The sequence below is a fragment of the Gilliamella sp. ESL0405 genome, assembly GCF_019469205.1.
Classification (GTDB): Bacteria; Pseudomonadota; Gammaproteobacteria; order Enterobacterales; family Orbaceae; genus Gilliamella.
The window spans coordinates 1,520,550-1,534,625 of the sequence record NZ_CP048265.1; the positions used below are offsets into that span (position 1 = coordinate 1,520,550).

Below are 14,076 nucleotides of genomic sequence, written 5' to 3' on the forward strand. Positions count from 1 at the left end.
AAATCACTCTGCCAAAAAAAGATTTTATCGTCATGATGGTTATCTATTTGTATTCCCCATAAATTAGTTACTCGTAACTACGATTCTTCAACCGAATATTTACGAGGTTCTGAATAATACTTATCAAGGACTTTTTTCTAAAGCAATCAGGAGCTAAATAATCAAGATTAGATGTGTTTGCATTTGATATAATTTCATTTTCAAACTCATCAACACCAGTAATAAAATTACAATGTACAGTTTTTCTATGATGAAAATGACTTGGTCATTTAAATTCAATGCTACATCTAATTATAGGATAAAAGGGGATCAATCCCTTTTATAATTATCTATAAAAAATTTGAATGCTGTCACATATTTTTAAAATAGCCCCCTCCGTAGCCCAACATATCCCCCATTTAATCTCATACCATTACAGGTAATATTGTGTTGTATACTCCATTCGATTATGTTCGATAAAGCTACATATTCGCAATGATTTTCTTTTTACCGATCAAAATTAAACTCTACAATTAATAAAACACTAAGAGCTATTGAAGCTCTTAACGCTTTACCCTGCTTTTGCCAATAAAAGTTATCAATAAAAACCGCTAGTTAAAGTTCTTTACCATTTAAGATCTTATTAACTTCATCCTTTACATTAATCAACATATTAACCTTGTTTAAAAAACTAATTAAATTCAATGGTTATTTTTTATTTAAAAAAATATTAAGATTTCGCTAAATGGAAATGAATAAAAAAAAGCCAGTGACAATATAGAATTCACTGGCTTTTTTAGAGATTAAAGAATGTTGATAGAGCGGTAAATTTTTACTCCCACTCAATCGTCGCTGGCGGTTTGCCGCTGATATCGTAGACAACACGTGAGATGCCATTGACTTCGTTGATAATACGATTTGATACTCGCCCTAAGAAGTCGTAAGGCAAATGCGCCCAGTGTGCAGTCATAAAGTCGATAGTTTCTACCGCACGCAATGAGACAACCCAATCATATTTGCGTCCGTCACCCATTACCCCAACAGAGCGTACCGGTAAGAATACGGTAAAGGCCTGACTGACTTTGTGGTATAGGTCGGCATTGTAGAGTTCTTCAATAAAAATGGCGTCAGCTTTGCGCAGTAAGTCGCAATACTCTTTTTTCACTTCGCCAAGAATCCTTACTCCTAAACCGGGCCCCGGGAATGGGTGGCGGTATAACATATCGTAAGGTAATCCAAGTTCTAAGCCCACTTTACGTACTTCATCTTTAAATAGTTCACGAAGTGGCTCTACTAATCCCATTTTCATATCTTCAGGTAAACCACCAACATTATGATGCGATTTAATCACATGCGCTTTGCCGGTATCAGCTGCTGCCGATTCGATTACATCGGGGTAGATCGTACCTTGAGCTAACCATTTAACATCTTTGAGTTTTGCAGCCTCTTCATCAAATACGGCAACAAATTCACGACCAATAATTTTGCGCTTCGCTTCGGGATCGGTTTCGCCTTTTAAGGCGGCTAAAAAACGATCTTCGGCATTAACCGCTATAATATTTAAACCAAATTTATTGCCAAACATGTCCATAACTTGTTTTGCTTCGTTCAAGCGTAATAGTCCATGATCAACAAAAACACAGGTTAACTGATCGCCGATAGCTTGATGTAACAATAGTGCAGTTACCGAGGAATCCACCCCACCGGATAAACCTAATAAAACTTTGTCATTTCCCACTTTTTCTTTTATTCGGGCAACGGCATCTGTGATGATTGAAGAAGGTGTCCATAGTTTTTGACAATGGCAAATATCAATGACAAATCGTTGAAGTAATTCATAACCTTTAACCGTGTGGGTAACTTCCGGATGAAACTGAACGCCATAAAATTGTTTTTCATCATTTGCCATGATTGCAAAAGGACATGTTTCAGTGCGACCAATAACGGTAAAACTTTCAGGTAAAGCTGTTACTTTATCCCCATGACTCATCCAGACATCGAGCTGCTCTAAGCCTGCTTCGTTTTTGCTATCGAAGATGCCGTCTGTCAATTTTGAGTGACCAACAATATCGACTTTGGCGTATCCAAATTCACGCTGATTAGAACCTGTAACTTGTCCGCCATTACCAATTTGAACAGCCATTGTTTGCATTCCATAGCAGATACCTAAGACAGGCACGCCTGCATTAAAGACGTATTGAGGAGCTCTTGGGCTATTTTGTTCTGTCGTACTTTCAGGGCTGCCGGATAAAATGATACCTTTAGGATTAAATTGTTTGATTTTTTCTTCCGATACGTCCCACGGCCAAAGTTCACAATAAACACCAATTTCGCGGACACGACGAGCAATTAACTGGGTAACTTGAGAACCAAAATCAAGGATTAAAATACGTTGCTGGTGGATATCATTTTTCATCAAATTTATTCCTAAACTATGAACTATTACAAAATTGGGATGCTATTGTATCATTTACTGATTCAATTGAATTGATTAAATGAAAAAACAATTGTAAAAAATTTAATTTGTTAAATTTTAAACCTATCGAATATATCATTCAATATCAGCGTTAATACGATTGACTTTATTGGTAATGATTCACTTAAACTTTATTCACAACTAAATTTAACTGTTTGATTGATTACGTTTTTAATGGTATCTATATCGCTTTACTTAATTAATAAGTATACTTATAATAAAAACACTTATTAAAAAGGAGCAAAACAATGAACGCTATTTCAATCTCTTTTACCTTACCTACTCAGTCCAATCCAGCACAAATTTGGCAATACTTTATCGAACTTAATTTAAGAAAATTATGGGAAACCGACCTTGAAGACTTTCGTATAATCGGTGAACTAAAAACAGGGACTAAAGGTATTTTTAAATTACAAAACATGCCCGAAATGGAAGTGACTTTATCAAAGGTGATTAACGAACAGGAATTTACTGAGCAATTTGATATGCCGGGTATCGGATTACTTTTTTTCTCACATCAAATAATTCAAATAGCTGAAAATCAATATGCACTTAAAGCTGAAATTTCGCTAAAACCCGACCCTCAATTGGATACTAAGGCCTCGTATGATTTTATTAAACAGATTTCAGATGATATTATTGATAAAACTTACAAACTAAACAGTTTAGTAGAAAGGTAAATTATGACGAAGGACAATAAGTTTTTAACGCAATTCCAAAATGACGCTGAATCAATTGGTTTTATTTTTATGAAAACTTATTCGTCCTGGCACACGAATATAAAAAAATGTTTAAAAAAACAGCTTATTACGCATCCTCAATTTATTGTGCTTGCCACTCTTGCTTATCTGTCTCAATATCCTGATGAAATTACGCAAGTTATTTTGTCTAATAAAACAAATATCGATGTGATGACCATTTCTCAAATATTAGACAATTTAGAAAAAAAGGATTATATAAAACGCTCTTGCTCAATCAAGGATAGTCGAGCAAAATCGATACAATTAACTCAAAAAGGCCTTGATAAGGCTAATGAAACAGTCCCTTTAGTTGAACAAATTGATAAAGAATTTTTTGCCGCGTTAAAAGATGAGAAACAAAAATTTATGGAAATGCTTTCAACATTATTAAAAAATCATGATGAAGAAACTGCATAATTAATCATTATATGCTTATCCAGATATTTGCCATTTTATGGTGAGATTAAATATAAAACGCAACGTCGTTCTTTATGACAAAAATATTCAAAAGGTAAGGTTAAAATAGTAACAATTGCAGTTTTTAAAGCGCTTTATGTCTAATACAATTAAAGCATTATGCGACCAACAAACCTGATTGGTAAATCTTATTAAGCATTGTTGATTTTCAAATTTCATTTGTCTTTTTATCAAAAAATATACGCAATGCATAACAAGCCATTGCGTATATTGAGATAATCAGATTGAATAAATTGGCAACGATCAATTCGATCTAAATTGAATTATCCAATTTACCATTTATGCTCTATACCTATATTTCCTCGATACCCTTGACGCTTTGTGTTACCCAGATCGTGTTCATAACGAGCATCACCATATACATGGAGGTTTTGCGCAATTGGGGTTTTAGCACCTAAGCCCAATTCGCCCCATGTACGAGCATATTTCTCTTTAATACTATCTTTACCTATTGTGACATGACTTGGTTTAACAAAATCGTGCCAAATATTACCAATAGCGTATATTGATGTAATTTGTTGTTCCACGGTTTGATTATTATCGCCCATTCGAACGCCAATTCGTCCACGTAGTAAATCTTGATTATTTTGATTTACCCGACGATATTTATCAGTAAAACTATCTAAATCGACATGTTGATAAACAAGTTGCGCTTGAGGCTCAATGATCCAATAATTTAAATCATTATCGTTTTGAGAAAATTTGAATAAATGCCCTGTTTCAGCAGAAAGCGCAACTCCCCAACCATTTTGAGCATGCGGATTGTTACCGTTACGAGCTTCATATTTATTGCGCAAATATGAAAACTGACCGACCAAATCCAAATAATTATTATTTATTGAGAAATAAGTATTGGTTAATCCCAAACTTACAGACTCTGATTTCCCTTTACCGGTTCGTTTATTGTGTGCAATTAAACCATGCTCAGCTCGATATTTATCTGAAAAATCGGTATGCCCTTTACTGTAAGTTATATATATACCAGTATAGTTATGGCTACCGTCATCACTGATATTATTTAATAAATCATGCCCAAATTGAAATCCATAAATATCAGAATCGACATTTAACCGATTTTTACCATCTTGTTTTAAATGTTTACCGATTAACCTGCCCCATGTTTCGCTTAAGATGCCGTCACAAGTGTTACAATTCGACAAGTCAAAATTCGTGTATTCTCCCCGACGTTCATGTAAAGAACTGATACTTAAAAGCCCTTGTTCCTGATTTACTCTCGCCATAGCAACATAACCTGCTATTGGACTTGCATAAATAGGTATAGGCTTAGCTGGCGTCGGCGGCGTTGGTGGTGTCGGCGGCGTTGGCGGTGTTGGCGGCGTTGGCGGTGTCGGCGGTGTCGGTGGCGTTGGCGGTGTTGGCGGTGTTGGTGGTGTTGGCGGTGTTGGTGGTGTTGGTGGTGTTGGTGGTGTTGGCGGTGTAGCGGCTTGCATTGTCCAGAAATATTCATCGCCATTAGCTGTTTGTCGTTTAGCTAACTGAACTTCAGTGGCGCCTTTTGTATGCGCTTCACCAATAAAGTTATTTCCACTACCAGCTGTTCCAACAAAAATGAAGGCTGCACTGCTAATTACTTCAGCAACCTCCTTTATATTACCATCAATAATATTTTCCACACCTTGGGAATTTATTGGTATAACTTTTGTCAAACCACTAGCATTACCGGTGATTTTTAAAACATCAGATTGCGAATCATTTGCAGACCTTATTGTGGTTTCATTCCAAAGTGTATTTACTTTTAATTTAGCATCATTTGAAGCACTATAGTTGCCGTCAATAGTTAATACATCATTATATTGATGATGTGATGTGTTATCTAAATCAATCAGACCGGAATCACTAATAACATTACCTTGTAAAATAAAATCATTTGAACCTGCATCTTCAAAAGCGCCATTAATTGTTGCCCCATTTGTTAGCATAACAGTATTAAATTTAGCGATGTTCTCGTTGTCCTTCTTTTTCAAATTCCAGCTAAAACCGTCAGCTATATTAACATTGAGTGTTTGGGTAAGGTTATTATTAATAACTTCCCCCTCTTCAACTTTCACCGCACCTTTAGAGATCAACCCAGTCATACTCCCTTTTCCTGAAGCGTTAAAAGTTACAGAAGATCCTTGATAAGCATCTAGCCCTTGTTCAACCCCACTAGAATCATAAGTATTAGAGTAGAATACATAATTAGGTGCAGAATAATTACCACTGACATTAATAATATAGCCACTATCGTTAGCAGTCAGATTGGTTTTATCACCAGTAAAAGTTAAGAGCGTATCAATTTGCCCCTGATCGACAAAAATCAGATCTTTACGTCCAAGAGAGTTGCTGATAACCGGATCGTTACTTGTTCCGGTAGTAGTAAATATGGCATCTTTAAAACTGGCATTTAATCCATGCGATGCCGCTTGTTCAAGCACCCCACTTGGCGTTGCATCATCATGCGTACCAATTTCTAACGCATAGCCATTGGTTTTAACAATGGTTGAACTTTTATTATAATCGGCTTTAAATTGAGAATTACGAACCATTTTTATACCACTACCCTCTGTAGCATTAGTCGTATCTATGGTTAATTCTCCATAAGATTCAATAATTCCTGGACCTTCACCAGTATTACGTGTCTTTCCCAATTTAACACCAATGCTATCCCATTTAAGCATTGAATTATCGCTACCTTTATTAATAGTGATTGTGTTTTTTTCGCCTTTTAAGATCACTTTAGGTGTCAATTGACCTTGGCTACCGACACTATCAGCAGCATCATGGTTGGTTTGATTGCCTGAAACATAGATACCGATTGAACGGTTTCCGGTTAGTGTCATATCCAAATTATTATTAACGATAACTTGACCGGCTGAACCTTCGCCAGAATTATTATAAGCGCCTTGAATAGCACGAATACCGTTATTTAAAATTGGTTGAGTTTTACCGCCTTGAGTGGTCTGATTGATTTTCAAATTATCAACGGTAATTGTACTGTATTTTCCATTATAATTACCATTTTCACCGGAATTTGCAGCAGAACCAACTAATATACCATATGCAGCAACACCTCCGCTTGAATTACGGCCTCGTGTATAATTGTCGTTTATATTCATCTCGACATTTTTGGCCGTTATGTCAACATTGTGATAAGTAGCAAGACCGAAGATATTACCGTTGTTGCTGAGAGTGAAATTCAAATTACCGGCCTCAATTCGTCCGCCAGATACGCCATAAGTATATTGATTTCCAAGCGCGGTATAATCACCTAAAACATTGGCGGTCAGGGTTGTATCTCCCACATAAAGGGGTTCATGTAATTTACTTCTAGTAAGGATGTAAAAACCTGCATTACCTGATTGGGTGGCTGTAGCGGCATTGATGTTATTACAGCTAGGGCTATTTTGCCCTACCAAATAAGATCCATCGGCACTCGCCGTACAATCTAGAGCAAAAGCTGAAGCAGAACTAACTAAAACGCATACAGTTATCATCGCTTTACTAGCACGTCGCGCTAATTCAGAACAAACTACAGTAGTGCCGGTGATAACATTAAATTTTGTTAGATAAATTTGGTTCATATCAATTTCCTTCAAATTAATGATAAAAAATAAGTACGACCACTTAGTAACAATCGACAATGACAATGATTTATTTTAGATAGATCTTAAATTCAAGATTAAAAATAGATATCGATAGCAGCTAAAATGTAAAATGCTAACATTGAACTTTTTTAACGACTGTTTGAGCTTTTGACTTGTGATAACCAAAGAAACAAAGATTGTTTTTCAACACTTTTTTACAGATAGATTTCGTTAACAATACATCCCTGAGTCCAAATGGACAAAAGAAGGATAAAATCCATAGGCGTTTAGTCGCCGCCGGATGATGATATTTTACAAAATCGATGTAAGGCTTTTCTTTATTAAGATATTGTTGTTCTTCTTCGCTATTAAAATAAGCCCAATTAATATAACCTAATGGCTGATTATTTTTAATAACTAAAACATAATTCTTAGATTGGATGATAGGTAATAATACGCTTAAAGCCGAATCTAAAGCGACATTTTTATATTTAGGATTTTGATTCCATAACCAAATCATAGCCCCTAACACCTCGGCTTCATTACTTAAGGTATCTGGATATAAACTAGGTGCTATAACTCTAATAACGTCTTTTGCAACACTATTCATATAGCTTTACCATTGCTAACTTTTATTTACAATTGTATTACAGAATGATCAAAACTTCATTAAATAAATAATAATGATCATAATCAATAAGTTAAGTGGGTTCTTTCCATATTACTTTGGTTATAAGTAGCTAAAGTATTTAAAAAGCCAGTATTATGATCAAACATAACAGCTTCTCTTCTTTCAAATATTTCATTTATGAATAAAAATTCATTTTGTGCAACATTAGGCACAATTCGCTGGAAAACTCGCTTTGTTTAAAATTATGAGTGAGCTATAAAATGCCAATTTAATTGGTGAAGAAAATCTTTATACAAAATGTAGGAATCAAAAATAAATGTTATAAGTTCCATTAGATTGATATAAAAAGAGGTGAAAATATTCACCTCTTATTGTTATCAACATTTGACCCGTTAAAATTATTTATTAACGTTTTGTTCTTGTGCTGATTGAATTGCAGTTAAGGCAATTGTATAGACAATATCATCAACTAACGCACCACGTGATAAATCATTCACCGGTTTACGCATGCCTTGTAACATTGGTCCAATAGACACAAGATCGGCAGAACGTTGTACCGCTTTATAAGTGGTATTACCAGTATTAAGATCAGGGAAAATAAACACTGTCGCTTTACCGGCAACTTGAGAGTTAGGCGCTTTAGATTTAGCCACATCAGGCATTACCGCTGCATCGTATTGTAAAGGTCCGTCGATCATTAAATCAGGACGTTTTTCTTGAGCAATTTTGGTCGCTTCTTTCACTTTTTCAACATCAGCACCTTGTCCGGAGCTACCTGTAGAATAAGAGATCATCGCAACACGCGGTTCGATGCCAAAGGCAATAGCAGTATCGGCTGATTGAATCGCAATTTCAGCAAGTTCTTGCGCATTTGGATCAGGATTAATCGCACAGTCACCATAAATATAGACTTGATCAGGCATTAACATAAAGAACACAGATGATACCAATGAACTACCCGGCGCTGTCTTGATTAATTGTAATGGCGGACGAATGGTATTAGCAGTAGTATGCACTGCACCAGAGACTAAACCATCAACTTCGTTAGCTTCCAGCATCATAGTACCAAGTACCACATTATCAGCCAGTTGCTCACGTGCGATAACTTCAGTCATACCTTTGTTTTTGCGTAGTTCAACTAAACGTGGAACATATTTTTCACGAATAGTTTCCGGATCAACAATTTCAACACCTTCACCTAAAGTCACACCCTGTTGAGCGGCGACTTTACGAACTTCATCAGGATTACCAAGCAATACACATTTAGCAATATGACGCTCAGCACAAATTGCCGCTGCTTTAACAGTTCGTGGCTCATCACCTTCCGGTAAAACCACCACTTTTTTCGCATTACGTGCCAGTTCAGTTAATTGATAACGGAAAGCCGGAGGCGATAAACGACGTGCAGAATTTACCACTTCATTAAGTGATTTAATCCAATTTGTATCAATATGATCAGCAACAAAGTTTTGGGTATTTTCCATACGCTCTTTGTCATCAACCGGAATTTCTAAATTAAATTGTTGTAAATTGATTGATGTTTGGAAAGTATTGGTTTGGACAGTAAATACCGGCAATCCTGTATCAAATGCTGGTTGGCATAGCTTGTAGATTGTATCATCGATTTCATAGCCACCCGTTAATAATACACCACCAATAGCAACGCCATTCATTGCGGCTAAACAGATAGTCACCAATACATCTGAGCGGTCAGCAGAGGTAACTAACAGCGCATTGGGTTGTAAATGACTGATGATGTTAGGCACGCTACGTGAACAGAATGAAACATGTTTAATACGGCGACTTTTAATGCCTCCTTCATTAATGATTTTAGCATCAAAGTGGTTAGCAATATCAATAGCACGGCAAGCGCTAAGATCGATATTCCACGGAATACAACCTAACACTGGCAGTGGGCTGTGTTCACTTAAATCTTTAATGGTAATTTTTTTATCATCAAATTTAGGGGTATGATAGATTTCGGCTACATCCGGACGAGCAAGGCTTTGCTCTTCAACCGGTGCATTAACTTTATTAACAATTACGCCAACAATTTTTTCATTTTTAATGCCACCAAAATTTGAACGAGCAATTTCAATGCGCTCTTTAAGTTGTTCAGGCGTATCTTTACCCATATTAACAACAAAAATAATTTCAGCACCAAGGGTTTTAGCGATATTATTATTGAGTTCATTTGCGAAAGGATAATCGCTGGTTGGTACAATACCTTCAACTAAAACGACATCAGCGCCTTTCGTATTTTCAGCATATAAAGCGACAATTTCTTCCATAAGCACATCTTGTTGATTTAAACCTAACAAGTTTTCAACATGGCTCATTTTAAGCGGTTTTAATGCCGGAATTGATGTATTGTGGCTAACTAAAGTGGTGGTATTATCTGGCGCATCGCCACCTGCTCGTGGTTGAGCAACCGGTTTAAATACATTTAGGTTAATTCCTTGACGCTCCATAGCTCGAATAACACCCAGGCTCACACCTGTCAACCCAACGTTGGTTCCGGTCGGAATGAGCATAATAGTACGAGACATAATCGATTTCCTCTTAATTCTTTATTAAATATAAAAACAAACCGCCATGAAGGCGGTTTTATTTGTCTTTTAAGCAGTTAGACGCGCTGCATCTTGCGCAATGACTAATTCTTCATTAGTTGGAATTACCATTGCAATTGCTGAACCATCTTTAGTGATTGTACCACCTTTACCAAAACGTGCAGCTAAGTTGCGCTCTTGATCTAATTCAAATCCAAGAATAGATAATTTTTGAAGTGCCATACGACGAACTTCTTCAGCATTCTCACCGATACCACCGGTAAAGATAATTGCATCTAAACGACCGTCTAATAACATGGCATATCCACCAATGTATTTCACTAAGCGATGAACGAAAACATCTAAAGCATTTTTAGCATTTTCATCTGTGTCATAGTTATCAGTCACATAGCGGCAATCACTGCTCACACCAGTTAAACCTAATAAACCTGATTTTTTGTTTAAAAGATTATTAATATCTGCAACAGACATATTTAAATTGTCATGTAAGAAGAACATGATAGCGGGATCGATATCACCACTACGAGTCCCCATAACTAACCCTTCTAATGGCGTTAGACCCATAGACGTTTCAACACATTTACCATTTTTAACCGCAGTAATAGACGCACCATTACCTAAGTGACAAGTAATCACATTAGTTTCATCAACAGGTTTATTTAATAATCTAGCAGCTTCACGGCTAACATAATAGTGGCTAGTACCATGTGCACCGTAACGACGTACACCGTGTTTAGTGTAAAGCTCGTTTGGAATCGCATATAAGTATGCTTCTTTCGGCATGGTTGTGTGGAATGCAGTATCAAACACAGCAACATTTTTATCTTTTAAATGAGGGAAAGCAGCAAACGCTTCACGGATACCAATTAAGTGCGCAGGGTTATGTAGTGGAGCAAAGGCAGAGGCTTCCTCAATACCTTTTAAAACAGAATCGTCAATCACAACAGATTGAGTGTATTTTTCACCACCATGTACAATTCGGTGACCAATAGATTTAATACTATCTAATAATTCTGGTTTTTGTGGGAAGATGCTATTAACAATAAACTTAATTGCTTCACTGTGTGCAGCACCTGCACCTAAAGAAGCTTCGTTCTTAACACCATCAAGTTTCCACTTAATACGAGCATCAGGAAGATTAAAACATTCAGCTAACCCAGATAAAAACTCATCACCATTTTCAGGGTTAATAATGGCAAATTTTAATGATGAACTTCCACAGTTAAGAACAAGAGCGTTATTACTTGATGACATAGTAATTCCTATATATTGAATAAAAAGATATATACCAATCAAAATTGGTAACTCAACACATGATTTAACAATCGATGCGATTTTATAAGGTGACTTCTGATATCTTGTGTTTTGAGATAGAATAAAGAGAGTCCCCAATTTGAATGGCACTATTTTAAGACAATAAAATACGAATGTCGAGGAATCCCCAACAGATGAATTTAATTAAAAATTTTAAGGCAGGTCAAAGATATATGGCGCTTTGCCCAATGGATAAAGCGCTTTCTTATTCTTTTCCTGAATTAAAAATCATAAACCACATAAAAACCGCAAAAAAATATTTACCGCCTATCATTGTTTTTATTGCTGTTTGGCAATATTTTATGCCGGCACAATTAGCCGTAACAGTGATAACTATTCTTTTTGCACTGAGTTTACCTATTCAAGGTATCTGTTGGTTGGGTAAACGATCGCAATCCCCGTTACCGCTAAATTTGGTGGACTGTTATAATCACATCAAAGCTCAGCTTATTGAAAAAAAAGTACTCGAAGAAAATAAAAACAACCGTGAAAAATTAACATTTGAATCTTTCATGAAGCTAATTAAACTATCAAAAACCCATTTTGGCAGCTATTTTGGTCAAGATGATGACAATAAGCTTGATATTTAAGATTAAAAAACAATGCAAAAATTTCTAGCCCAATTAGATGCACAAATTACAGCTCTTGAACAACAGATCAAACTATCAGATCAACAACCTTTTCAAGAGCACTATTTTGATGAACAACTGTTTAATCAGCCTAAAATCGCCACTAACTGTGATTATTACTTAGAAAAAATTAAGCAAACCTATCAGGCATTGTGCGATAGTGTACATTCCAATAAGCTTGAACAGATGACCTTTTTATCTGACAAGCTGATCAATCAAATGACAGCGCTAACCCGAGAGTTAGCCACCCACCAATTACGCCAAAACAAGAGCGATACAGTGTTTCACGAAACACTTTATGAAAAACACTCAAGGCATCTTGATTACCTACGCCGATTACAAGAGATGAAGTATGAACTGGAACTATCAGCCGAATCTATTGACCATGTAAAAATCGCAACACTGGATAATCGTATTTATCGTTGCGAAAAAGCCATTGAGGCGATTGAGTTAGAAATGGAAAGCGCGGGTAATACCAAGTAATTACCACTTTATGCTAATCAATTTATTTATCGAATTGCTAGCATTTATATTCTGCTTATTACCAAAATGCATATTGTTATAATTATTAATTAGTATCATCTTTTTGAGTTATATTTATAATATTAACGATAATTTGTGGTAATACTTTGGTGTTGTTCCGTTTAATGTTTTTTAATAAGGATTCTGATATGAGTAAAATATTTGATGATAATTCACAAACTATTGGCCACACGCCTTTGGTGCGATTAAAGCATTTTGGTCATGGTAACATTTTAGCCAAAGTGGAATCACGTAACCCGAGTTTCAGTGTTAAATGTCGAATTGCATCAAACATGATTTGGGATGCTGAAAAACGTGGCTTATTAACCCCCGATGTTGAATTAGTTGAACCAACCAGCGGTAATACCGGTATCGCTCTTGCAGCAGTAGCCGCTGCTCGTGGTTATAAATTAACTTTAACAATGCCAGAAAGTATGAGCATTGAACGCCGAAAATTGTTAAAAGCGTTAGGTGCTAATCTGGTATTAACCGAAGCTGCGAAAGGCATGAAAGGGGCAATTGAAAAAGCCGAAGAGATCGTTGCCAGCAATCCGCAACGCAATATTATGCTACAACAATTTAGCAATCCAGCTAATCCCGAAATCCACGAAAAAACCACCGGACCTGAAATTTGGTTAGACACTGACGGCCAAATAGATATTTTTATTGCCGGTGTAGGCACTGGCGGTACATTTACCGGGGTAAGCCGTTTTATTAAAAAAACTCAAGGAAAAAATATTACAGCCGTGGCTGTCGAGCCAACTAACTCCCCAGTTATTTCGCAAGCATTAGCGGGCGAGCCTATAAAACCGGGTCCACATAAAATCCAAGGTATTGGTGCCGGATTTATTCCGTCGAATCTCGATTTAAGCTTAGTTGATTTAGTCGAAAAAGTATCTAATGAAGAAGCCATTGATACAGCTCGTATCTTAATGGAAAAAGAAGGTATTTTAGCCGGCATCTCATCAGGGGCAGCCGTATTTGCCGCTGATAGACTAGCGAAGTTACCTGAAAATGCCAATAAAACCATTGTTGTGATTTTGCCTTCTTCCGGTGAACGCTATTTAAGTACTGACTTATTTAGTGGCATTTTTACTGAAAAAGAGCTAGGTTAATTATTATTCACCAAAAAAGCGCAATAAATCTATTATTGC

General features: G+C 36.2%; 10 protein-coding genes. 5 read left to right on the forward strand and 5 right to left on the reverse strand.

What is annotated here, in order from left to right; genetic code table 11:
- Positions 1–811 precede the first annotated feature (811 nt).
- Positions 812–2,395 (reverse strand): glutamine-hydrolyzing GMP synthase, encoded by a 1,584-nt coding sequence (gene guaA, locus GYM74_RS06690; protein ID WP_220217452.1) that lies wholly within the window; start codon positions 2,393–2,395, stop codon positions 812–814.
- Positions 2,396–2,703: 308 nt separating this feature from the next.
- On the opposite strand from guaA, the gene GYM74_RS06695 reads away from it, so the two are divergent.
- A complete protein-coding gene (locus GYM74_RS06695; protein ID WP_220217453.1) occupies positions 2,704–3,135 on the forward strand; it encodes a hypothetical protein in 432 nt (143 codons plus the stop codon).
- Between the two features lie 3 nt (positions 3,136–3,138).
- Complete coding sequence (locus GYM74_RS06700) at positions 3,139–3,612, forward strand: MarR family winged helix-turn-helix transcriptional regulator (RefSeq protein WP_220217454.1); 474 nt, start codon at positions 3,139–3,141, stop codon at positions 3,610–3,612.
- 332 nt (positions 3,613–3,944) lie between these two features.
- Here GYM74_RS06700 and GYM74_RS06705 read toward each other — a convergent pair whose 3' ends face one another.
- From GYM74_RS06705 to GYM74_RS06720, 4 genes are all read right to left on the reverse strand, one after another.
- Positions 3,945–7,253, reverse strand: a complete 3,309-nt coding sequence (locus tag GYM74_RS06705) for an autotransporter outer membrane beta-barrel domain-containing protein (protein WP_220219638.1) — start codon at positions 7,251–7,253, stop codon at positions 3,945–3,947.
- A gap of 136 nt (positions 7,254–7,389) precedes the next feature.
- The gene (locus GYM74_RS06710) at positions 7,390–7,866 is read right to left on the reverse strand and encodes a toxin-activating lysine-acyltransferase (RefSeq protein ID WP_220217455.1); all 477 of its coding nucleotides are present in this window, start codon (positions 7,864–7,866) and stop codon (positions 7,390–7,392) included.
- Between the two features lie 419 nt (positions 7,867–8,285).
- Positions 8,286–10,436, reverse strand: a complete 2,151-nt coding sequence (pta, locus tag GYM74_RS06715; RefSeq protein WP_220217456.1) for a phosphate acetyltransferase — start codon at positions 10,434–10,436, stop codon at positions 8,286–8,288.
- Between the two features lie 69 nt (positions 10,437–10,505).
- A complete protein-coding gene (locus GYM74_RS06720) occupies positions 10,506–11,711 on the reverse strand; it encodes an acetate kinase (protein WP_220217457.1) in 1,206 nt (401 codons plus the stop codon).
- A 194-nt stretch (positions 11,712–11,905) separates the two neighbouring features.
- On the opposite strand from GYM74_RS06720, the gene yfbV reads away from it, so the two are divergent.
- The 3 genes from yfbV to cysK all read left to right on the forward strand — a co-directional run bounded on the left by yfbV (position 11,906) and on the right by cysK (position 14,037).
- Positions 11,906–12,361, forward strand: coding sequence for a terminus macrodomain insulation protein YfbV (gene yfbV, locus GYM74_RS06725; protein ID WP_220217458.1), 456 nt, complete (start codon positions 11,906–11,908; stop codon positions 12,359–12,361).
- 12 nt (positions 12,362–12,373) lie between these two features.
- On the forward strand, positions 12,374–12,883 hold the full coding sequence (priC, locus tag GYM74_RS06730) for a primosomal replication protein PriC (RefSeq protein ID WP_220217459.1): 510 nt from the start codon (positions 12,374–12,376) through the stop codon (positions 12,881–12,883).
- A gap of 188 nt (positions 12,884–13,071) precedes the next feature.
- Entirely contained in the window at positions 13,072–14,037 is a 966-nt protein-coding gene (gene cysK / locus GYM74_RS06735; protein WP_220217460.1) for a cysteine synthase A, read from the forward strand.
- Positions 14,038–14,076 lie beyond the last annotated feature (39 nt).